Annotated in this window: 27 protein-coding genes; 18 read left to right on the forward strand and 9 right to left on the reverse strand. The window is 65.0% G+C overall.

Annotated elements, in window-relative coordinates; genetic code table 11:
* Positions 1-170 precede the first annotated feature (170 nt).
* From AOA14_RS09520 to AOA14_RS09535, 4 genes are read left to right on the forward strand one after another with little or no spacing between them, the layout of a single operon-like run.
* A complete protein-coding gene (locus AOA14_RS09520) occupies positions 171-650 on the forward strand; it encodes a response regulator transcription factor (protein WP_231292865.1) in 480 nt (159 codons plus the stop codon).
* Between the two features lie 48 nt (positions 651-698).
* Entirely contained in the window at positions 699-1,079 is a 381-nt protein-coding gene (locus AOA14_RS09525) for a hypothetical protein (protein ID WP_062901618.1), read from the forward strand.
* A gap of 27 nt (positions 1,080-1,106) precedes the next feature.
* A complete protein-coding gene (locus AOA14_RS09530; RefSeq protein WP_003041525.1) occupies positions 1,107-1,520 on the forward strand; it encodes a hypothetical protein in 414 nt (137 codons plus the stop codon).
* Positions 1,521-1,550: 30 nt separating this feature from the next.
* Positions 1,551-2,045, forward strand: a complete 495-nt coding sequence (locus AOA14_RS09535) for a MarR family winged helix-turn-helix transcriptional regulator (protein WP_003041520.1) — start codon at positions 1,551-1,553, stop codon at positions 2,043-2,045.
* Positions 2,046-2,099: 54 nt separating this feature from the next.
* Here AOA14_RS09535 and AOA14_RS09540 read toward each other — a convergent pair whose 3' ends face one another.
* The 6 genes from AOA14_RS09540 to AOA14_RS09565 all read right to left on the reverse strand — a co-directional run bounded on the left by AOA14_RS09540 (position 2,100) and on the right by AOA14_RS09565 (position 7,139).
* Positions 2,100-2,846 carry a sigma-70 family RNA polymerase sigma factor gene (locus tag AOA14_RS09540; protein WP_062901619.1) on the reverse strand — a complete coding sequence of 249 codons (747 nt, stop codon included), beginning with the start codon at positions 2,844-2,846 and terminating at the stop codon, positions 2,100-2,102.
* Positions 2,836-4,956: a flagellar biosynthesis protein FlhA gene (gene flhA / locus AOA14_RS09545; protein WP_058812245.1), complete on the reverse strand. Its 2,121-nt coding sequence runs from the start codon at positions 4,954-4,956 to the stop codon at positions 2,836-2,838. The genes AOA14_RS09540 and flhA overlap by 11 nt, the downstream gene beginning before the upstream one ends.
* Entirely contained in the window at positions 4,953-5,774 is an 822-nt protein-coding gene (locus AOA14_RS09550) for a transglycosylase SLT domain-containing protein (RefSeq protein WP_062901620.1), read from the reverse strand. Before AOA14_RS09550 ends, flhA begins: the two co-directional genes overlap by 4 nt.
* A 78-nt stretch (positions 5,775-5,852) precedes the next feature.
* Positions 5,853-6,158: a hypothetical protein gene (locus AOA14_RS09555; RefSeq protein ID WP_058812243.1), complete on the reverse strand. Its 306-nt coding sequence runs from the start codon at positions 6,156-6,158 to the stop codon at positions 5,853-5,855.
* Positions 6,158-6,463 carry a flagellar biosynthesis anti-sigma factor FlgM gene (gene flgM, locus AOA14_RS09560; RefSeq protein WP_062901621.1) on the reverse strand — a complete coding sequence of 102 codons (306 nt, stop codon included), beginning with the start codon at positions 6,461-6,463 and terminating at the stop codon, positions 6,158-6,160. The genes AOA14_RS09555 and flgM overlap by 1 nt, the downstream gene beginning before the upstream one ends.
* 169 nt (positions 6,464-6,632) lie before the next feature.
* A complete protein-coding gene (locus tag AOA14_RS09565; protein WP_062901622.1) occupies positions 6,633-7,139 on the reverse strand; it encodes a flagella basal body P-ring formation protein FlgA in 507 nt (168 codons plus the stop codon).
* A gap of 335 nt (positions 7,140-7,474) precedes the next feature.
* Between AOA14_RS09565 and flgB the strand changes: the two genes are divergently transcribed.
* The 14 genes from flgB to AOA14_RS09635 all read left to right on the forward strand — a co-directional run bounded on the left by flgB (position 7,475) and on the right by AOA14_RS09635 (position 18,326).
* A complete protein-coding gene (gene flgB / locus AOA14_RS09570) occupies positions 7,475-7,828 on the forward strand; it encodes a flagellar basal body rod protein FlgB (protein WP_062766137.1) in 354 nt (117 codons plus the stop codon).
* Complete coding sequence (gene flgC, locus AOA14_RS09575; protein ID WP_003041494.1) at positions 7,825-8,232, forward strand: flagellar basal body rod protein FlgC; 408 nt, start codon at positions 7,825-7,827, stop codon at positions 8,230-8,232. The genes flgB and flgC overlap by 4 nt, the downstream gene beginning before the upstream one ends.
* A gap of 3 nt (positions 8,233-8,235) precedes the next feature.
* The gene (locus AOA14_RS09580; protein ID WP_003041492.1) at positions 8,236-8,562 is read left to right on the forward strand and encodes a flagellar hook assembly protein FlgD; all 327 of its coding nucleotides are present in this window, start codon (positions 8,236-8,238) and stop codon (positions 8,560-8,562) included.
* A gap of 4 nt (positions 8,563-8,566) precedes the next feature.
* Complete coding sequence (locus AOA14_RS09585; RefSeq protein WP_003041489.1) at positions 8,567-9,397, forward strand: flagellar hook-basal body complex protein; 831 nt, start codon at positions 8,567-8,569, stop codon at positions 9,395-9,397.
* Between the two features lie 32 nt (positions 9,398-9,429).
* Positions 9,430-10,173: a flagellar basal-body rod protein FlgF gene (gene flgF / locus AOA14_RS09590; protein ID WP_062901623.1), complete on the forward strand. Its 744-nt coding sequence runs from the start codon at positions 9,430-9,432 to the stop codon at positions 10,171-10,173.
* A 12-nt stretch (positions 10,174-10,185) separates the two neighbouring features.
* Positions 10,186-10,974: a flagellar basal-body rod protein FlgG gene (gene flgG, locus AOA14_RS09595; RefSeq protein WP_062901624.1), complete on the forward strand. Its 789-nt coding sequence runs from the start codon at positions 10,186-10,188 to the stop codon at positions 10,972-10,974.
* A complete protein-coding gene (locus AOA14_RS09600) occupies positions 10,955-11,638 on the forward strand; it encodes a flagellar basal body L-ring protein FlgH (RefSeq protein ID WP_062901625.1) in 684 nt (227 codons plus the stop codon). The genes flgG and AOA14_RS09600 overlap by 20 nt, the downstream gene beginning before the upstream one ends.
* Positions 11,639-11,661: 23 nt before the next feature.
* Positions 11,662-12,774 (forward strand): flagellar basal body P-ring protein FlgI, encoded by a 1,113-nt coding sequence (locus tag AOA14_RS09605; protein ID WP_062901626.1) that lies wholly within the window; start codon positions 11,662-11,664, stop codon positions 12,772-12,774.
* Entirely contained in the window at positions 12,771-13,064 is a 294-nt protein-coding gene (locus AOA14_RS09610) for a rod-binding protein (protein ID WP_082819888.1), read from the forward strand. The genes AOA14_RS09605 and AOA14_RS09610 overlap by 4 nt, the downstream gene beginning before the upstream one ends.
* Complete coding sequence (flgK, locus tag AOA14_RS09615) at positions 13,061-14,389, forward strand: flagellar hook-associated protein FlgK (protein ID WP_062766134.1); 1,329 nt, start codon at positions 13,061-13,063, stop codon at positions 14,387-14,389. Before AOA14_RS09610 ends, flgK begins: the two co-directional genes overlap by 4 nt.
* Positions 14,390-14,428: 39 nt before the next feature.
* Positions 14,429-15,259 carry a flagellin N-terminal helical domain-containing protein gene (locus tag AOA14_RS09620; protein ID WP_062901627.1) on the forward strand — a complete coding sequence of 277 codons (831 nt, stop codon included), beginning with the start codon at positions 14,429-14,431 and terminating at the stop codon, positions 15,257-15,259.
* 93 nt (positions 15,260-15,352) lie between these two features.
* Positions 15,353-16,216, forward strand: coding sequence for a flagellar motor stator protein MotA (gene motA, locus AOA14_RS09625; protein ID WP_003041465.1), 864 nt, complete (start codon positions 15,353-15,355; stop codon positions 16,214-16,216).
* Entirely contained in the window at positions 16,216-17,076 is an 861-nt protein-coding gene (locus tag AOA14_RS09630; RefSeq protein ID WP_062901628.1) for a flagellar motor protein MotB, read from the forward strand. Before motA ends, AOA14_RS09630 begins: the two co-directional genes overlap by 1 nt.
* Before the next feature lie 179 nt (positions 17,077-17,255).
* A complete protein-coding gene (locus AOA14_RS09635) occupies positions 17,256-18,326 on the forward strand; it encodes a sigma-54 interaction domain-containing protein (protein ID WP_120694154.1) in 1,071 nt (356 codons plus the stop codon).
* Between the two features lie 152 nt (positions 18,327-18,478).
* Here AOA14_RS09635 and AOA14_RS09640 read toward each other — a convergent pair whose 3' ends face one another.
* From AOA14_RS09640 to flhB, 3 genes are read right to left on the reverse strand one after another with little or no spacing between them, the layout of a single operon-like run.
* Positions 18,479-18,868: a flagellar export chaperone FliS gene (locus AOA14_RS09640; protein ID WP_062766132.1), complete on the reverse strand. Its 390-nt coding sequence runs from the start codon at positions 18,866-18,868 to the stop codon at positions 18,479-18,481.
* A gap of 11 nt (positions 18,869-18,879) precedes the next feature.
* The gene (gene fliD / locus AOA14_RS09645) at positions 18,880-20,262 is read right to left on the reverse strand and encodes a flagellar filament capping protein FliD (protein ID WP_062901629.1); all 1,383 of its coding nucleotides are present in this window, start codon (positions 20,260-20,262) and stop codon (positions 18,880-18,882) included.
* A 56-nt stretch (positions 20,263-20,318) separates the two neighbouring features.
* Complete coding sequence (flhB, locus tag AOA14_RS09650) at positions 20,319-21,458, reverse strand: flagellar type III secretion system protein FlhB (protein WP_062901630.1); 1,140 nt, start codon at positions 21,456-21,458, stop codon at positions 20,319-20,321.
* Positions 21,459-21,460: the final 2 nt, after the last annotated feature.

Consider the following 21,460-nt stretch of genomic DNA (forward strand, 5'->3'; position numbering starts at 1 on the left):
AGCCGAATGCGCGGCATTTGGAAATAGCGAGAGCTTCCGCTCTGGCGGGATGAGGCGCCGTCGCGGAATCCCGGAAATTCGCGCCTCGGGCGTGCCGGTGACGCAGGATGATACGCCTATCGCGCCCCTCGTAACTTGATTTCGAATCATGATCCTCTATGCCCTTTTGTGTGCAGGGTGACCCAGACAATTACATCAGTCTCCTTTCGGCCGCGCAAATCGAAACGCTGCGGCTGGTTTTTGAGCACAAAAATTCCAAAGAGATTGCTCGCATTATGGATGTATCCCCGCACACGGTTGATGAGCGTGTGCGGCGCGCTTTGAAAAAACTCAATGCATCCAACAGGATAGAGGCTGCGACGATTTTGGCACGTAACGGTGTATTCGACCAAGTTACTCCCTATCAGCCATTGAGATATCAATTGATCAGCCTAGGCGACGAGGCGCCCGCCGATGAAGCCGGTGTGGGGCGCAGTTCGATCCGGCGGCTTTTCGATATCGGTTCGCCATTTCCTACCGCGTCCCAGCCGGCCAACCGGCACGGGTTGATGGAAAGGATTATCTGGCCAATCCTGATCGCATTTGCGACCATTTTGGCTTTTTCCGCCCTCTATTCGATCCTTGTCGGTCTTGGTCGTGTGTTGACCTGAATGCTGCGGGGGGGATTCCGTCGGCATTCGTATACAAGGACCAGGATTATGCTGAATGAACGCATGTCTGCCGCCAAGAAGATCGCCTCGGACCTCCATCAGGCCGAAGATGCGATCGACGATACGATGATCAGCATCGCGCGTCTCGCCGCGACGCTGCCCACCGCACGGCGCGATACCAATATGTCGGCGATCGTCGGCCAGGAAGCGATGGCCAAGGTTGCGCAGGCGCTTGCCGCGGCCGGCGAAGTCCGTCAGCTGCTGACCGACGCGCATCTCGCGCTCAGCGTCACGCAAAAGCAGGTCGGTCTCGGCACGCGCATGTTCGGTGCAGGCGTCAAGCCGCCGGCGGCAACGCTGGTCGAGGATGGCAGCAACGATCACGGCGATCCCGCGGTGGCGCATCTGCCGCTCGCCAAAGCGTCGTAAGTTCAAGAGCGGGGGTGGACGAACCACATGTGGACCGTAGCGGGCTATTATGCGGTTCTGCTGACCACGGTGGCCGTCGCGATGTGGCGCGGCGGTCCCCTCGAGCGCTGGGCCGCCTATACGGCCCTGCTCGCGTCGGTGTGCACCACCCTCCTCGCACCCAATCCGGATTGGTCGCATATTGAATATAATATCTTTGCGATAGACCTGGTCGCGCTCGCGAGCTTTTGGTTCATCGCATTGAAAACGCAGCGTTTCTGGCCCTATTGGATCACGGGATGGCAGTTGATCGCCATTTTCGGCCATGTCCAGAAGCTGATGTTTTCGGAGATATTGGCGCGTCCCTACGCGCTGCTTTCAATGTATATCTCTTACCCGATCTTGTTCGTCATTCTGTACGCATCGGGTTCGACCAGGCGGAGGGGTGGTGTCGGAGTGTAGCGCCTGAAGGCGCACCAGGGGTCCCATCACATGCAGCAATTTTCCAACCAAGAAATTGCCGATCTGAAATCGCGTATCGACGAAATTCACGAGCTGCTCGCCGCGCGCGGCGGCGACGAGTCGGCGGCGCCGGTCCGCGTCGAGCTCGAACCGCGCAGCGACGTGGCGGCGCCGCGGCTGGTCGACCAATTGTCGTTCAGTATCCAGGCCCGCCGTATGCGGCGCCATCATTTCGGCAGCGCGCAGATGTCGGGCCCGACGTGGGACATGATGCTCGACCTGATGCTGGCCAATGCCAATGGCCGTATCCTGAGCGCGAGTGACCTCGCGACGGGGGCCGGCGTGCCGTTGTCGTCGGGGCTGCGGATGATCGCCTCGCTCGAGGCGATGGGGCTCGTCAAACGGTCGATCGACGAACGCGACCGCCGCCGGACCATCGTCCGCCTGACCGATGCGGGGACCGAGCGGATGGCCAGCTATTTCGAGAAAGTCGGCCTGGCGTTGCGGAGCAATCGCGCAGGTTGACCGGCGCGGCCGGATGCGGCTTCTGCTGGTCGCCGCCGCATCCGGCCGTTCGCGTCATTCGGTCATTTCGCGCATCATGCGGTCGATCCTGGCCATCGCGTCGCGCTTGATCTGGCAGACCCGCGCCGCGCTGACGTCGAGCGTCAGCCCGATTTCCTGCAGATTGAGCTCTTCGAAGAAATAGAGCTGCAGGACCATCTGTTCGCGGTCCGACAGGCGCCCGATGCAGGCGCGCAGCGCGTCGAGCATTCCTTCCTGTTCGAGCAGCTCGCCGGCGCCGAGCCGGTCGTCGGCGAACAGGAAATCGCCTTCGTTCATCATTTCGTCGAGCGAGGTCGAGCGGCCGTGCGTCGCGCTGCGTTCGAACTCGAAATATTCCTCGGCACCCATCCCCATCGCTTTGGCCATTTCGGCGGCGCCCGGCGCCCGCATCAGCTGTTGTTCGAGCGCGGCGCGCGTCGCCGCGAGCCGCTTGGCGGCCGCCATCGCGGCGCGCCCGACATCGGCCTCGCGCCGCTGCTGGTCGATCATTGCGCCGCGAATCCGCGTGGATGCATAGGTGGTGAAGGCGAAGCCGCGCTCTTCATAGGTACGGCTCGCTTCGATCAGCGCGATCAGCCCGACTTGGATCAGATCCTCAAGATCGCTCGTCCGCGACACGCGCGAATGAACCTGCCAGGCGATCTTGCGCACGAGCGGCGCATGTTCGGCGATCAGCGCCTCGACATTCTCGCCATAGCCTTGCGGCCGCAGGGCGTGCGCGGTCTTTCCCGCAAATTGCTCGGCGGGCTCAATTTTCATGGGGCTCGTCCTTCTGATAGGCTTCTTCGCCGCTGGTCAGCCGCGGTTGATCGGCACCGATCGTCGCGACGATTTCGGTTGCCTTGGTCGCCGGGATTTCGAGGTAGGAGATCACCGCAACATCGGGGAATGTCGCGCGCACCAGCCGCGACAGCGCCGGGCGACAGATGGGGGAGGCGACGAGCGCGAAGCTACGCGTCTGGAGCAGCAGCGGCTCGACCGCCTGGCCGATCTGTTCGACGATCTTCATCGCCATGCCATGTTCGAACGGCCATTCGGCGCCCGGATTTGCGCGCACCGCCTGATTGAGCAGCACTTCGATATCGGGGGTGAAGGTCACGACAGGCAGCGGCATGCGGCTCGGCACGATCGTCTGGACGATCAGCGCGCCGATGCGCTGGCGCACCGCTTCGATCAGGTCGCCATCGCCGAGCTGCTGGCCGACGAGCGCGACCATAGCCTCCGCAATCTTGCGGAAGTCGCGCAGCGGCACGCGCTCGATGAGCAGCGCCTTGCACAGCGCGGCGACGCGCGGCAGCGCATAGCCCTGGGGGCTGAGGTTCGCCGCAAGCTGCGGATAATGGGTCTTGAGATTGTCGATCAGCGACTGGGCATCGTCGATGCCGAACAGTTCGGCGGCCGAAGCGATGATGCTGTTGTTGAGGTGCGTCGCGACGACCGTGGCGGGATCGACGACGGTATAGCCCGCCGCGATCGCGTCATTCTGCGCGCTTTTGGGAATCCACAGCGCGTCGAGGCCGAAGGTCGGATCCTTGCAGGGGCGGCCCGTCACCTTGGTCACCAGTTCGCCCGAATCGAGCGCGAGCATTTCGTTCGGGAAGACCTCGTCCTCGCCGACGATCACCCCGGCGATCGAGATGCGATAGACGTTGCCGGGCAGCGACAGGTCGTCGGCGACCTTAACCGGCGGCACGACGAAGCCGAGTTCCTTCGACAACTGGCGCCGGATACCGGTGATCCGCGTCATCAGCGGCGCGCCCTTGCGTTCGTCGACCAAGCTGACGAGTGCATAGCCGATTTCGAGCTGGCACGGGCCGATGTCGCTGACATCCGCCCACTCGATATGATGAGGGTCGGGCGCCGGGGCCGCGGGTTCGGGCTGGGCAGCGACTTCGGCCGCTGCGCGCCGGAGTTGCCAGCCGATGGTGAAGGCCAGCGCCGCAGCAGGCAGGATCAGCATCTGCGGCATTGCGGGGACAAGGCCGAGGATGAACAGGATACCGCCGACCGCCATCCATACATGGGGGGAAGCGAACTGGCTGCCGATCTGGCCCGACAGGTTGTGGGGCGACGACACGCGCGTGACGATGGCGGCGGCCGCGATCGAGAGCAGCAACGCCGGAATCTGGGCGACGAGCGCGTCGCCGATCGCCAGCGTGACATAGGTGCTGCCCGCCTGCGAGAAGGACAGGCCGTGGCTGAACATGCCCAGGATCAGGCCGCCGACGATATTGACGAACAGGATGAGCAGGCCGGCGACCGCGTCGCCCTTCACGAATTTCGACGCACCGTCCATCGAGCCGTAGAAATCGGCCTCGGTAGCGACTTCCTGACGCCGCGCCTTGGCTTCGTCGGGGGTCAGCAGGCCGGCGTTGAGATCGGCGTCGATCGCCATCTGCTTGCCAGGCAGGGCGTCGAGGGTGAAGCGCGCCGACACTTCGGACACGCGCCCTGCGCCCTTGGTGATGACGACAAGGTTGATGATCATCAGCACGCCGAAGACGAACAGGCCGACGACATAGTCGCCGCCGATCAGCACCTGGCCGAACGCTTCGATCACATGGCCCGCCGCTGACGTGCCTTCGTGGCCGTGGACCAGCACGACGCGCGTCGAGGCGACGTTGAGGGCGAGACGGAACAGCGTCGCGAGCAGCAAGACGGTCGGAAAGGCGGAAAAATCGAGCGGCTTCGACGCAGACAGCGCGACCATCAGGATCGCGAGGCTGATCATGATATTGCCGATGAAGCTGATGTCGAGGATGATCGGCGTGACCGGGATCACCATCAACGCGACGAGAATCAGCATCGCCGCGGGCAGTGCCGCGGCAGTCGCGAAGCGCGCCGCATTGCGGACGTCGAGCCCGGTCATGCGGTGTCTCCCGACAGCGAAGCGAGCCGCTGATAGGCACTGGCGGCAAAGTCCATCGACAATTTCCTGGGCATGGGTTGAATATCCATCATCGGTAGCGGCGGCCGTCCGGCGGCTTCGCCCGAAAAACTGGTTGCGGCGCTGCGCCATGTCGAAACGGGCGCTGCCGCGGCGGGCAGCGGTGCCCCGCCGCCGGCGTCGAGCTTGGCGCGGAACAGATGGCGGATCTCGCCGACGCTGCGCATGCTGCCGTCGGGCGCATAAAAGATCGGACGGTTTGCCGCAGCGGCTTCGGGCAACAGCGTGGCGCCCGGCTGGTCGGGGTTCGCGTCGAGCGCGGTCAGAAAGCGCGCGGCCCCCGCGCTGCCAAGGAAATGCGCGAGGTAGAGATCGACCGGTTCGGCGGTGCGGCCCATCCGGCTTTCGAGGAACTCGCGATTATCGGCGGTCAGCGCCGCCGCCATGTTCGATGCGGCAAAGGGATCGTCGCGCAGCGCCATGATCTGGTTGCGCAGCGCCGGATCGCTGACCGACAGGCGGCCCGCGCCATCGCGGCGGATCGCGTCGGCCGCCCAGGCGAGCCCGTGATTGGCGCCGTGGCGTTCGAGCGTTGCGAGCCAGGTCTGATTGGTGAACTGATAGAGGCCGCGCGCCGACGAGGTTGCGGCCTTGGCGCCGGGATTGAAGCGGCTTTCGACGCGGGCGACATCGACCAGATAGTCGAAATCGACCCCCGTGCGCGCCGACGCCGTCTGCACCGCATCCATGACGGGTGCGGCGATCCGGTTCGCTGCCTGGGGGTTGTTGATTGCGTTCATTGCCTCTGTTCCGCTGTTTCAGCAGGAGAGAAGCAATCATCGTGCCATTTCCAGGAAAGCCCCCGAAAATCTTGCTTATCAATAGGTTAAAGCGGGGCCTCTGGGTTGCGTGCCGCGGATTGCATGGTTCATGTCAATCCTCTGACGCGTCCAGTTCTTCAGGACATTGATACGGATCGCGGCCGCTTCGAGCTGGCCCAGCGTCTTGCCGATCAGCGCCCGTGCCTGCATTTCGCTGCCCGCCGGAACGCCGGCGCCGCGAAACAGGATGACCGCCGTCGCCAGATCCTCGGTCGCCGACACGATCGCCCCGGCATCATGCCCGTCGAGCGCGCCGACGAGCAAATCGAGCTTGGCCTGAACTTCGTGCATCTGTTCGATCATCACGAATTGCCGCCCGTGCTGTGGAAAAGCGCCATCGACTTGGCGATCGCGACGGGATCGACGCTATATTCGCCGCTCGCAATGGCGGCGCGCAGCGATGCGATACGGGCATAGTCCACCGGCGGCTCCTGCGCGGCCATTTCGTTGGCAAGGCTGATCAGCCGCGCGACGGGCACCGCCGTCGGAGCGGGCTGGGCCGTCGTGCGCGGATTCGCCGAAGCGATGGAACCGCTTGCCGTCCTGCGCACGGGTGTCGCTCGCGTGACACCGCCGACCTGCAGGACGAGTTTGTCGTCACCTGCCATCTTAGCCTCCATCATGCACCGTCGGAAAATCGACGGCACTGCTTCAGAGCCTTTAACGGCGGGTGGGGCGGCGCTTTAAGGGGCGGGTTGCCAAAAAATTAAAAAAAGAGGCCCGGCGGCGTCGAAAAATCGACAACCACCGGGCCAGTGGGGCTTAACTGATTGAAAATCAGTCCTGAAGGCTCGCGCGGCCCGGACCGGTGACGGTGGCGCTGATCATGTTTTTCGCGTCATTGCCGCGCAGGGCAATCGTTTCGCCGACGCGGCCGTCTTCGGTCGCGATGGCGTTGTAGCTTACCGAAAAGCTGTCGGTGTCGATCGAGACGCGGACATTGTCGCCGCGGCGGATGACCGGCGCGGCGGCCGGGGCGGAGCGGGCGAAGACGGCGGAGGTCGCCGCGCCCGCCTGCGCCGCCATCGGCACCCGCAAGCGCCAGCCAAGCGATTCGCAGCGCACAGCGAGCGTCTGGCTGTCGATCGCGGTGATCGATGCCTGTTCGGGGCAGCGCGCCAGCTTGATGCGCCGGTCGATCGGTGTCGCGGTACGCCCCATCGCATTTGCGACCATCGCGGTCAGCGTGTCGATGGTCTGCCAATCCTCGGTCGCCTGCTGCGCGGTTGCGGCGGGCGCCATCGCGATGCCGGCGGCGAGGGCAGCGATCGTCCTGCGATACATGACCCAATCTCCTTTGCTGGTCCTTTGTCGCCGGTCACGGTGCAGGATGCGTGCCAATCGCGGGCAACCGCCGAATTTGCGGCCTGCGCACCCATTGCCGTCAATCTTTTGACGAGCGCCTGGCGGGCCGGGCCTGCTCCCGCCGCCACGTTGCCCCAGAGCACTGAAAAACAAGCGATAATGCAATTTGGCACGGCGATTGCATCATGCCTTGGTGATTCATCGCGCCCCTGCGCCGGACCGCCGGCAGCGAGGCGGGGCGACGGATCGAAGCCCGCCACTTGATGGCGGCAAGCGAAGGCCCGCTACCGAAAGGTGGCTTGCGAAGGAAAGTGATGATGGCATCCGAGAAGCTCTTTGGCCTGCATGCGACAGCGCTCCAGCTGCGCAGCCAGCGCATGATGATGCTCGCGTCGAACATCGCCAACGCCGCGACCCCCAATTACAAGGCGCGCGACCTTGATTTTACCAAGGCGCTCGATCTGGCCCAGCAGGGCGCATCGACCGACGGCGCGATCGAAGGCGCCATCGCCTACCGCGTGCCGGTGCAGGCCTCGCTCGACGGAAACACCGTCGAAATGGCGACTGAACAGACCGCCTTTGCCGAAAACGCGCTCGCCTACCGCTCGAGCCTGTCCTTTCTGCAGGGCCGGATCGGCACGTTGACGCGCGCGCTGAAGGGCGAATGACGATGAGCGCGCTCTCGATCTTCGACATCAGCGGCCGCGCCATGTCGGCGCAGCTAGTCCGCCTCAACACAACGGCATCGAACCTGGCCAACGCCGGCACGGTCGCGGGCAGCGAAAAGGAAGCCTTCCGTTCGCTGAAGCCCGTGTTCCGCACCGTCATGGACGGCGCGGGGCGCGCGACCGTCGCGGTCGACCAGGTGACGGTCAGCAAAATGGCCCCGTCGAAACGGCACGACCCGTCGAACCCGCTCGCCGACAAGGACGGCAACGTCTGGGAGGCCGCGGTCGATAGCGCCGCCGAACTGGTCGAGATGGTCGAGACGGCTCGCCAGTATCAGAACAACGTCCAGGTCCTCGAAACCGCAAAGGGCCTGATCAACGAAACGCTGCGGTTGGGACAATAAGCCATGACGACCACCTCTGCCGTTAACGGAAGCAATATCACGGTGGTGCCGAAGAACAGCGGCACCCAGCTCGGCCAGCAGGATTTCCTGCGGCTGATGACCGCTCAGCTGTCGCAGCAGGACCCGTTCAACCCCGTCGACAACCAGCAGATGGTTGCGCAGATGGCGCAATTCTCGAGCCTGGCCGGCGTCACCGAAACCAACACGACGCTGAAGACGATCTCGGACCAGCTCACGGCGCAGACCGCGCTGCTTCAGGACATCAAGACCGCTCAGGACGCCGCCGCGGCGGCCGCCGCAGCCACTCAATCGACCACGCAGGAAGGATAAGTCCATGTCATTCTATACTTCGCTTTCGGGCCTCAAGGGTGCCCAGACCGACATGTCGGTCATCTCGAACAATATCGCCAACGCCAGCTCGACGGGCTTCAAGCGCAGCCGCGCCCAGTTCGGCGATCTGTTCGCCTCGTCGCCGACCCAGTCGACGCGCATGGTCGCAGGTCAGGGCCAGCGCCTGAACGGCATCATCCAGCAGTTCACGCAGGGTACGCTCGAGGCGAGCGAAAAGACGCTCGATCTCGCGATCGCGGGCGAAGGCATGTTCGTCGTCAAGGGCGAGCCGCCGCGCGAGCAGGTGACCTACACCCGCAACGGCGCCTTCACCCCGACTGATGACGGCCATATCGTGGACACCACCGGCCAGAAGCTGCAGCTGCTCCCGGTAGATGCGTCGGGCAATGTCACCGACCGCACGCTTGCCGGCATGACCGACTTCGTGCTCCCCGCGGGCGCGCCGTCGGATCCGACCTCGGCGCTGGTCAATGTGTCGGTCGGCCTCGACGGCCTTGTGACCGCGACCTTCGCCAATGGCGAGGGCCAGGTGCTCGGCAAGGTCGCGATGGCGAGCTTCCCCTCGATGGAAGGGCTGCGCCCCGTCGGCGACGCGCATTACCAGTCGACGGGCGAAAGCGGCCAGCCGACGATCGACGCCGCGACCAACGGCCCGATGGGTACGATCCGCTCGGGCGCGCTCGAACGCTCGAACGTCGACATCACCGAAGAGCTGGTGCTGCTGATCGCCGCCCAGCGCAACTTCCAGGCGAACGCGAAAGCGATCGAGGGCGCGTCGACGCTGACGCAGACCCTGATCAACATGCGTTCGTAATTTCCGATTAGCCGTCTGCCGGGAGCCAGAAGATGGACCGTCTCATCTACACCAGCCTCACCGCGATGCGGGGCAGCCAGGCCCGGCAGACGGCGATCGCCAACAATCTTGCCAATGCTCAGACGCCCGGCTTTCGCGGCGACATGGCGGAGGCGCAGTCGCTCTGGCTTCAGGGCAGCGGCGTCAATGCCCGTGCCATGTCGTCGGAGGAAGTGATCGGCGCCGACATGCGCGCCGGTGCGGTATTCGCCACCGGCCGCGACCTCGACGTCGCGGTGACCGGCGACGCGCTTCTCGTCGTGCAGGCCGAAAATGGCGAAGAAGCCTATACGCGCCGCGGCGATCTGCAGGTTTCGGCGAGCGGGCTGCTCACCACCGGCGACGGCCACCCCGTCCAGGGGGCGCAGGGCCCGGTGACCATTCCGCCCGCCGACAAGGTCAGCATCGACAGCGAAGGGCGCATCTGGGTCGTGCCCACGGGCGGCGATCCGCAGAACCCGCAGGAAGTCGACCGACTGCGTCTGACGACCCCCGCGGGATCGGACATCGTCAAGGGGCTCGACAATCTTTTCCGCGTCAAGGGCGGCGGCATCCTGCCCGACGATCCCGAAGCGCGCGTCGTCACGCGGTCGCTCGAGGGATCGAACGTCGCCGCCACCAGCGCTCTCGTCGAGATGATCGAGGCGAGCCGCAGCTGGGATTCGCAACTCAAGCTCATCAGCGACGCGCGCGACATGGACAGCGCGACCGCGAACCTGATGCAGCTCCCCCGTTAAGGAGAATAGACAATGAGCTTCGGTGCCTTGCACGTCGCGCGGACCGGTCTGGATGCCCAGGGCTTCCGGATGCAGGTGATCGCGAACAACCTCGCCAACGTGAACACCACGGGCTTCAAGCGCGACCGCGCCAATTTCGAAACGCTGGGCTATCAGATGATGACCCAGCCGGGTGCGCCGTCGTCGTCGGAAAACCGCTACGCGACCGGCCTCAACCTCGGCACCGGCGTCGAACTGGGTGGCACCGCGCGCATCGATACGCAGGGTTCGCTCAACGCCACGGGCAACGGGCTCGACATGGCGATCGAAGGCGCCGGCTTCTTTCAGGTGCTGCTGCCCGACGGCCGCACCGGCTATACCCGCGCCGGCAATTTCACCATGTCGGCCGATGGCACGATCGTCACGCCCGACGGCAAGCCGCTGCAGCCCAACATCCAGGTTCCTGAAGGCGCGACCGGCGTGTCGGTCGGAGCCGACGGCACCGTCTCGGCGACCGTTCCCGGCCAGGCCGAGGCAACCGAGCTCGGCCGCATCGAAATCGCGCGCTTCGTCAATCCGTCGGGCCTGCAGGCGATCGGCGACAATATGCTCGTCGAAACCGCCGCTTCGGGCGCACCGCAGGTCGGCGCTGCAGGCGAGGAGGGCCGCGGCATCCTGCGGTCGGGCATGCTCGAAGGATCGAACGTCAATGTCGTCGAGGAACTGGTCGACATGATCGAGACGCAGCGCGCCTACGAAGTCAATTCGAAGATGATCCAGGCCACCGACGAGATGATGAAAAATGCCACGCAAACGCTCTAAGGCCCTGCTCCTCGCATCGGCGCTGCTGCTGCCCTTCGGCACGCTGGCACCGGGCGCTGCGCAGGCGAAGGACAAGCTTGCACCCGACGCCTTTGCCGTCGCGATGCCCGTCGATCCCGCGCCGCCGCCGACGCCCAACGGTGCAATCTTCCAAGGGGGCTATACGCCGCTCACCTCGGGTGGCCGCGCCGGCCGGGTCGGCGACATCGTCACGATCCAGCTCGTCGAACGCACCGCGGCGACCAAGAGCAACAGCGCGACGACGCAGCGCGGCGGCAGCATCGGCCTGACCCCGCCATCGACCGGTCCCCTGTCGCTCTTTTCGCCCAGCGACATCGGCGCGAGCGGCGACCAGCAGTTCAAGGGCAAGGGCGATGCCGCCCAGTCGAACGCGCTGTCGGGCGAGATCAGCGTCACCGTCGCCGAAGTCTATCCCAACGGGATGATGCTGGTGCGCGGCGAAAAGCTGCTGACGCTCAATCGCGGCGACGAGCGCGTCCAGATCTCTGGCCTCGTGCGGCCGATCGACATCGGCCCCGACAACCGCGTCCTGTCGACCCGCGTCGCCAACGCGACGATCCGCTACGTCGGCAAGGGCGAGATCGCCCGCGCCAGCAAGCAGGGCTGGCTGCAGCGTTTCTTCTCGATCATCAGCCCCTTCTGAACGCCTTTTTAAAGGATAGTGCCGTGACCAAGCGTCCCACCCTTCTCGCCCTCTTCCTCCTGCTGATCGCGGGCTTCGCCTTCGCGGCGCCGGCGTCGGCCGAGCGGATCAAGGACATGGGCCAGTTCCAGGGCCTGCGCGCCAACCAGCTTACCGGCTATGGCATCGTCGTGGGCCTCGCCGGAACGGGCGACGACAGCCTCGATTATTCGACGCTAGGGATGAAGGGCGCAATGTCGCGCTTTGGCATGACGCTTCCTGCAGGGGTTAACCCGGCGCTCAAAAATGCGGCTGCGGTGATGGTCACCGCCGAACTTCCGCCCTTTTCCAAGCCTGGTCAACGGCTCGACATCACCGTGTCGGCGATCGGCAAGGCCAAGAGCCTGCGCGGCGGCACGCTGGTGCTTGCGCCGCTCTATGGCGCGGACGGACAGATTTACGCGATGGCGCAGGGCAACCTCGTCATCGGCGGTCTGGGGGTCGACGCCGCCGACGGTTCCAAGCTGACGGTCAATGTGCCGTCGAGCGGACGGATCGCCGGCGGCGCGACAGTCGAGCGCGCGGTCGATACGGGATTTGCCTATGGCGACCAGCTGACCTTCAACCTCCACCAGTTCGATGCGACCAACGCGCAGCGCGTAACCGATGCGATCAACCGTGCGGTCGGGCCGGGTGCGGCGACGATGCTCGATGGTGCGAGCATCTCGATTCGCGCCGGCGGCAGCGGCGACGATCGCATGCGCCTGATGTCCCGAATCGAGAATCTCGAGGTTATCCGCGCCGAACCGCCCGCCAGAGTCATTGTTAATGCGCGCACCGGAACGGTCGTTATCAACGGTGCGGTTCGGGTCGGCACCGCGGCGGTGACGCAGGGCAAGCTCTCCGTCTCGGTCAAGGAATCGCCCACGGTGGTGCAGCCTGCACCGTTCAGCCGCGGGGAAACGACGGTCGAACAGTCGAGCGAGATCGGCGTCGACCAGGAATATCGTCCGGTGATGATGGTGAAGCCCACCGCATCGCTTTCCGAGCTCGTCGATGCGATCAATCGCATGGGCGTTCCTCCCGGCGACCTTGTCGCCATCCTCGAGGCGCTGAGCCAGGCCGGCGCGCTCACTGCGGAACTGGTGATCATATGACGACACCTCTTTCTTCGATCGGCGCCCCCGCCGCCAGCGCCGCCCCCGGCAGCGGCGACGGCGGACTGCGCAAGGCGGCCGAATCCTTCGAGGCAGTCATCCTGCGTCAACTCCTCTCGTCGATGCGGCAGGCCAAGCTGGGCGACGACATCTTCGGATCGAGTGCGACTGACAATTTCCGCGAAATGGCCGACGCCAAGACCGCGGACAGCATTGCCTCAATGCGCCAGTTCGGCATCGCCGACATGGTCGAGGCGCAGTTCCGCGCCCGGGTCGGAGGCGCGCAGTGAGCGACCTTCTCAATATCGGCGCCAGCGGCCTGCGCGCCTATTCGCGCGCGCTGTCGACGATCGGCGACAATATCGCCAACGCGCAGACGCCCGGCTATGCGCGGCGTACACTTGAACTGGTCGAGAATCAGGCGGCGAGCAACATGCCGCTCTATCGCAGTTCGATCAAGCCGGGCGGCGTGGCGATCCAGGGCGTGACGCGCTCGGTCGACCAGTGGCTCATTCAGGATTCGCGCATTTCGTCGGGCGACGCCGAGCGCTCGGCGACCAAACTCGACTGGATGAACAAGGTCGAGGCCGCAATGAGCGACGATTCGAACGGGATCGCGACCGGGCTGGGCAAGCTGTTCAACACTGCCGATCTGCTCACCGCCGATCCGTCGAACCCGACGCTGCGGGCGCAGTTTCTGCAATCGGTCGACGATGTCGCGTCGGGCTTCCGCACCGCGGCGGGCCAGCTTTCGAGCATGGCCGACGGGATTTCGAGCGCCGCGGCGGGCGAAGTCGATAGCTTCAACACCAATTTGAACGCCCTCGAACAGATCAACATCGGGCTGCGCAAGGCGCGCCCGGGATCGACCAACGAGGCATCGCTGCTCGACGAGCGCGACCGGTTGCTCGACGAGCTTTCGACGCAGGCCGGCGTCACCGCGAGTTTCGACAGCCATGGCGCGGTGACGCTGACCGCAACGGCGACCGGCGATACGCTGGTCGGCGGCGGCGTCGTGACGCCGATTTCGGTCAGCGCTGCGGCCGACGGCCGGCTGTCCTACAGTATCGGCGGATCGCCGTTCACGACCGCGACGGGCTCGCTCGCCGGACTGGCTGAGGCGGCGAACCATGTCGCTGACCAGCGCGCAGGGCTCGACACCATGTCGGCGCAGTTCGCGAACCAGGTCAATGCCGCGCACCAGGCGGGCGTCGATGCCAATGGCAATCCGGGCCAGCCGCTGTTCGCTGGCGTCGGCAGCGCTGCGACACTGGCCGCGGCGCCGTTGACGACCGCACAGGTCGCGGCGGCCGATGCGACGAGCAGCAACGGCAATATGCTTGCGATCGGCGGGATGCGCGGGTCGAACGATCCCGAAAGCGCCTGGGCGGCGCATATGGCGACGCAGGCGCAGGCGACCGCATCGGCGCGCGCGCAGGACGCCGCTGCGACGACCCGCCGCGACGCCGCCTCGGCGGCACGCAGCGCGGTCAGCGAAATCGATCTCGACCGCGAGGCGGCCGATCTGCTGCGTTTCCAGCAAGCCTATTCGGCGGCGGCGCGCACGATCCAGGTCGCGCGCGACACGATGCAGGCGCTGCTGAACGCGGTGTAGGCGAAGGATTTGGGGCCATGAGCCACAAGGGGCAGAACGATGATTAACGCCACCGGCAACCGCATGACGCGCGAGATCGCGCGCCAGTCAAAGCTCGCCGAACAGATCGAAAAGCTGCAGATCCAGGTTTCGACCGGCAAGCGGCTCCAGCGCATGTCCGACGATGTCGTGGCGTCGAAACGGATCGCGACGATCGGCAAGACCCAGGCGGCGATGGACACCTGGGCGACCAACATCAACACCGGCAAGGCGCTCGCTGCGCAGGCCGACGGTGTTCTGCAATCGACGAGCGATCTGCTCACCCGCGCTCGGGAACTCACGCTCAATGCGGCGAGCGGCACCGCGAGTCCGGCGGATCGCGCGACGATCGCCGCGGAATTGAGCGCGATTGCCGACCAGATCGACGGGCTGGCCGCGACGCGCGATGCGAACGGCGAACCGCTTTTCGCAACCGGCAATGCGCGCGCAATGCGGTTCGATTCGGACACGGTATTCGTCCCGGTGCCATCTGCGGCCGATGCCCTGGCCGTCAGCGGGACGAGCCTGTCGACTTTCGTCCGCGATGCCGCGGCCGCGGTGGCGGCAGGCGACAAGACGGCGATGGGTGGGGCGATGACCGCTCTCGACACCGCAATCAACCACACCGCAGACCAGAACGCGGCCATAGGCCTCGGCGCCGGCCGCCTCGAGCGGATCGGCGACAGTCTTGCGGCGCGCGGCGTGACGCTGGCCGATGAACGCTCGTCGGTCGAGGATACCGATCTTTCGGTTGCGATCGCGCAGCTCAACGCTGCCGATTTGACGCTCGGCGCCGCGCAGGCGGCCTTTGCCAAGATCAACCGGCAGAGTTTGTTCGATCTTTTGAGCTGAGCGGCCTCAAGTTTCCGGCGCCGCTGCCGTTAAGCATAAGAGACGTCCCTGTTTAGGCGGACCCCGGGCGGGTCCGGATGGAGTTGAGCGCGCATGTTTCCCGTAATCGGCATCGTCGTACTGATCCTGCTGGTGTTCGGGGGTTTTGCGCTGACGGGCGGCAATCTTGGTCCCGTCATGCACGCGCTGCCGCACGAAATGCTCATCATCGGCGGCGCCGCAGTCGGATCGCTGATCATCGGCAATTCGGGCGCCGACCTGAAGGCGCTCGCCGGCGGGCTCGGCAAGGTGTTCAAGGGGCCGCAGTACAAGAAGCAGGATTATCTCGACGTCATCCTGCTCGTGTCCTCGCTGATGAAGATGATGCGCACCGAAGGCCCGGTCGCGGTCGAACCGCATATCGAAGACCCCAAAAGCTCCCCCATCTTCCAGCAATATCCCAGGCTGCTCAAGGACAGCACGCTCGTCCACCTGATCTGCGATACGTTGCGCCTGGTCGTCGTGTCGTCGGGAACGCTCGATCCGCACGCGGTCGAGGACGTGATGGACAATGCGGTGAAGAACCACCACCACCACGCGATGAAGCCGGCCGACGGCTTGCAGAATCTCGCCGACGCGCTCCCCGCGCTCGGCATCGTCGCGGCGGTGCTTGGCGTGGTGAAGACGATGGGCTCGATCGACAAGCCGCCGGAAATTCTGGGCGGAATGATCGGTTCGGCGCTCGTCGGCACCTTCCTCGGCGTGTTGCTCGCCTACGGGCTCGTCGGCCCGTTCGCGACGCGCGCGAAAAGCGTGATCGAAAGCGACGGCGCCATCTATCACACGGTGAAGCAGCTCATCATCGCATCGCTCCACGGCCACCCGCAGCCGCTCGTCATCGAAGCAGCGCGTTCGGGTGTCGAACATTCGAACCAGCCGAGCTTCGCCGAGGTCTTTGACGGAATGCGGGGCCGCTGATGGCCGCGCGTCCCAACACGCCGCCGCGGCCGATCATCGTCAAAAAGGTGATCGAGGGGGGCCATGGCGGCCACCATGGCGGTGCGTGGAAGGTCGCCTATGCCGACTTCGTGACCGCGATGATGGCCTTCTTCCTGCTCATGTGGCTGCTCGGCGCCACCACCGAAAAGCAGCGCAAGGCGCTTGCCGACTATTTCGCGCCGACGATCGTCCAGACCAAGCAGGAAAGCGCCGGGTCCAACGGCATGTTCGGCGGCGATTCGATCGTTTCGGCCGACAATTATCCGCATCGCGCCGGGCAGACGGGAACGCGGTCGATCACGATCCCGCGCGACGTTGTCGGCGGACCCAAAGAGGCTTCGGGCCGCGAACAGGAAACCAAGAAGTTCCAGCAGGTCGCGAAATCGCTCGCCGAGCGCGTCCAGCGCAAGGGTGATCTGCGCCGCCTCGCGCGCAACCTGCGCTTTACCCAGACCATCGACGGCATGCGCATCGACGTCGTCGACGATGCCGACTTCTCGATGTTCACGATGGGAACGAGCCAGCTCACCCCTGAAGGCGTGCGGCTGTTCCAGGAAGTGGCCGAGGCGATCGGGGGCGTGCCGAACCAGCTGATGATCCGCGGTCACACTGATGCGGCACCCTGGTCGGCAGGCGCGGGCACCAACAACTGGCGGCTGTCGGTCGACCGGGCGGAGGTGGTGCGCAACTATCTCCAGTTCCGCGGGATCGATTCAAACCGCTTCTCGCGCATTGAAGGGGTCGCCGATCGCGAACCCTATGTCCCGTCGAATCGCTTCGACCCGCGCAACCGGCGCATTTCGATCACGCTCGGCTGGGGCAGCGCGGCCAAATATTAGTGCCAGATTGGCAGTAAGATAAATCCTTAACAGCGCAATTGCGCCACCATTGCTACCATATTGGCAATAACGCTTTATTTTCAATGGGTTGTAATAGTCTGGATAATCTTTCGTTTACCATTTTCCTCAATCTCTCGGCTCATCGGAAAGGCGCCATGGGGGGCGCCATGGAGACGAAAATGACTGAGGTGGGGCAGAACAAGGGCAATAACGCAGCGCTCGAAGCGCTGATCATCGGCAACAGCCCGGCGGTCAGCCAGCTGCGCGAGATGATCCGCCGGGTGGCGCGATCGAACGCCTCGGTCATGCTGTGCGGTCCATCGGGATCGGGCAAGGAACTGGTTGCCCGCGCCATCCACGACGAAGGCGTCCGCGCTGGCAAGGCCTTCGCCGCAATCAACTGCGGTGCTATCCCCAGCGAACTCATCGAATCCGAACTTTTCGGTCACGAAAAGGGCTCGTTCACTGGCGCCACGGCGCGCCGTATCGGTCATTTCGAAGTCGCCAGCGGCGGTACGCTCTTCCTCGACGAAATCGGCGACATGCGCTTCGACATGCAGGTCAAGCTGCTCCGCGTGCTCGAGGAACGCACCATCGTTCGCGTCGGCAGCAGCGAGGTCCGCCCGGTCGATGTCCGCGTCATTTCGGCCACGCACCAGGATCTGGGCGCGGCGATCGCCGAGGGCAAATTCCGCGAAGATCTTTTCTTCCGCCTGGGCGTCGTCGTCCTGCAGGTGCCGAGTCTCGCAAGCCGCGTCGAGGATATTCCCGCGCTGATCCGCCATTTCCAGCGCAAGATGCCGGCCGACGCCAAGTGCCGCTATGATGACGCTGCGATCGCGATGCTGATGCAGCATCGCTGGCCGGGCAATGTCCGCGAACTGCGTAACTTCGTCGAGCGTGCCAGCGTCCTGTTCGGCGGAGAAACGCTCGGCTGCGACGATGTCGCGATGCTTTTGAACCCCACCGCAGCGCTGGCACCGCGGCCGATCCTCCCCACGGGTACGGTCGCGGTACCAGCCGGCGGGCTGGACATCCCGGCGGCCGCCGGCGCGCAGGCGAAAAAGCCCGCGCCGGGTCAGCCGATCGACCTCAAGCGCGAGATCGAGACGATCGAACTGGAACAGATTCACGTCGCGCTCGACCTTGCCGACGGCATCATTTCGGAGGCTGCCCGCCTCCTGTCGCTCAAGCGCACGACGCTGATCGAAAAGATGCGCAAATATGGAGTTCAGCAGCAGGCCGCCTGAAAACTACCCCACCAGTTTCGGCGCCGCTGAATTCGGCACCGGTCGCACCCCACCCCAGTCGTCGCTTGTCCCCACTTATAGCGACGGCGCGGGCCGCGGCCGGTGCCGAACCCTTTTTTACCGATCGATAATGAAGAGACGACGCGGGCGCGTCAGCGAAGCTGGCGCCAAGCCTCGGCAATCGTACGGATGCCGTCGAGTACCTCGGCAAAACCGTCTTCGCGATTGGCGGCGATCGCCTCATCGAGCTTGCGGCGCATACTGCGATAGACGCGCGACAGCGCCGCGGCGACATCGCCGCCCGCGCTATGATCGAGATTGGCGTCGAGTCCGATCAGGATCGCGCGCGCGCGGTGCGCGGGGTCGGTGGCGGAGACGCGCTGTCCCTGCCGCGCCATCGATCCGAGCACGCCAACGGCCGTTTCGAGCTCGTCATAGAGCATGGCGACGAGCTCGACCGGGTCGGCGCCCTCGGCACGGCTTTCCTGCTGCAGCCGGCGGTAGGTGCCGGTGGCGCGGACGATCGAGGCGGTGGCAGGCACGGCGAAAACCCTTAGTTATTGCTGTTCTGGTTGTTCCACATCTGGATCTGCTGTTCCAGATAGGCCTGGGTCGCCTTGAAGGCTGCCAGCTTTGCGTCGAGCGTGCTGTATTTTTTCTCCAGCCGCGCGCGATAGGCGTCTTCGCGCTCGTTGACCTTGTCGAGCTCGTCGGCAAGATCCTTGCTCTTGGCATCGAGCGTCCTGGTGACGCGATCGATCACACCGCCTGTCCCCACGGCCTTGTCGCGCAGAGCGTCAAGCACACCGGCGATGCCCGGATCGCTGACGTCGGTATGCGCGCCATCGCGCGGCGGATTGAACAATGCTTCGACCGCGCCGGCGTCGGTCGTCAGGGCGGTTTCCAGCCGGGTTTGATCGACGGCAAGCAGGCCGTCCTTGTTCGTGTAGATGCCGATGTCGGCGAGCGTCGTATAGGTGCCGCTGCTGGTCAGTGTTTGCGACATCATGCCGCGCAGCTGGCCCTCGAGCTCGCGCAGGCCGCGCGTGTCACCCGACATCGCGGCGGCATCGGTGATGCTCTTCTTGAGCTGGTTGTAGACGTCGACAAAATCCTTCACCGTCTGCCGGATCATATCGAGCGGGCGACTTGCCCCTACATCCACCTCCTGGCCTGGCGATGCCTTTTTAAGCGTGAGCGACATGCCGGGAATCACGTCGTCGACGATATTGGAACTGCGGCTATAGGCCACGCCGTCGATCGTGAATTGGGCATCGGTCGCCGATTGGCCCAGCGTCATGCCGCCGCCCGCACCATAGCCGAACGCCGCGAGCGCCGGATCGGCGCCCGCGTCGGCAGTCAGCGTGAAGCTGTTCGCCGCTCCCGTCGCGCCCTTGAGCACGATCCGGCTGCCGCCAGTGTCGGACACGATCGAGGCCGATACGCCGCTGCCGCTGGCGTTGATCGCTTTTGCCAGCCCTTCGAGGCTGTTGTTCGTGCCGTCGATTGTAATCACATGGTCGGTGCCGCCGACGCTGAGCGTCATCGTGCCGGTCCCGATCGCCGCCGTCTTGTCGGCGACCACCGCCGAATAGGCGGTCTGCGCCCGGGCAAGCTGGTCGACGACCACCGTCGCCGAGAAGCTGTCGGCGTTGATACCGGCGCGCGTCGTTGCCGAAATCACGCTTTCGTCCGAAACCGTCGGCGTACTGCGCAAGGTGCCGTCGGACACCATCTGCGCCAGCGAATCGGCAAAGCCTTCAAGGTTCGATCGCGCCTGCGATACGGCGCTGATCCGCGCCTGATTCTGCTGCGCCAGCGTCGAGAGCCGCGTAACCTTGGGCTCGCGCGAGGCAGCCGCAAGATCATCGACAAGCTTGGGAATGTCGATCCCCGACCCGGCGCCGAGCGAACTGGCAATGGAAGTGAGAGCCATGGCAAATATCCTTCGCTCTTCTTAACGGCCGCACGCGCGCGACATTAAGCGCGAAATCAGCCCTGCCGGCGCCCGTCGGGATCGAATTGGTGCGATACCGGAATCTCGACATCGGGCTGGCTGCGTCCTTCGGCAACCGCGCGTTCGAGCTGGAACACGAAGGCCAGGATCGTGGCGACCGCGATGAACAATTCTTCGGGGATCGTCCGCCCGGCGCGCACGGTGAAATAGATGGCGCGGGCGAGTTGCGGATATTCCAGGATCGGGATGTCGGCGCCGCGGGCAAGCTCGCGGATTGCCAGCGCGACATCGCCCCGCCCGCGGGCGACGACGACCGGCGCCGCATCGACGCCCGGGCGATAGCGCAGCGCGACCGAGAAATGCGTCGGGTTGGTGAGCACGACCGTCGCGTCGGTCACCGCCTTGCGTGCCGACCCGCTCAATATTTCATGCGCCCGCTGGCGCTGCGCCTGCTTGAGCTCGGGAGCGCCGTCCGACTGGCGCATCTCCTCTTTGACTTCCTGCTTGGTCATCATCAGCCGCCGGTTGCGCTGATACCATTGGGCGGGAACGTCGATCAGCGCGATCACCACCAGCCCGCCCGCCATAGCGAGCATCGAATGGCCGATGGCGCTGCCTGCGAGCCCGATCGCCGCATTGAGGTCGGTCGACGCCATGGTCATGATCGCGGGCAGATTGACCGCGATCAGCCAATAGCCGATCGTTCCCAGCAGCAGAACCTTGGCGATCGACTTGACCAGTTCGATCAACCCCTGCGGCCCGAAGATGCGCTTGAGGCCGTTCAGCGGATTGATGCGGTTACCCTTGAAATTGAGCGCCTTGCCGCGCCAGCCGAGCGAACCGAGCATCGCGGGCGCGGCGATCGCGGCGACGAAGGCGAGCGCGAACAGGCTGCCGAGCGGCAGCAGAATCTCGACCCCGTTGCGCATCACTGCTTCGCCCGGCGCAAAATGCGCGACATCGTCGGCGTTGAGCGTCAGGCCGCGTTTCATGAGGTCGCCCGCTGACTGAACGAGCCAGCCGCCCGCAGCAAAAAGCCAGCCGGCACCCGCGAGCATCATCAGCGCGGTCGCAAGTTCGCGCGACATCAGCACATCGCCCTCGCGTGCGGCATCGGCGCGCTTTTTCGGGGTTGGCTGTTCGGTTTTCTGGTCCTTGTCCGACTGTTCGGCCATCG

Source organism: Sphingopyxis terrae subsp. terrae NBRC 15098, from assembly GCF_001610975.1.
Taxonomy (GTDB): Bacteria; Pseudomonadota; Alphaproteobacteria; order Sphingomonadales; family Sphingomonadaceae; genus Sphingopyxis; species Sphingopyxis terrae_A.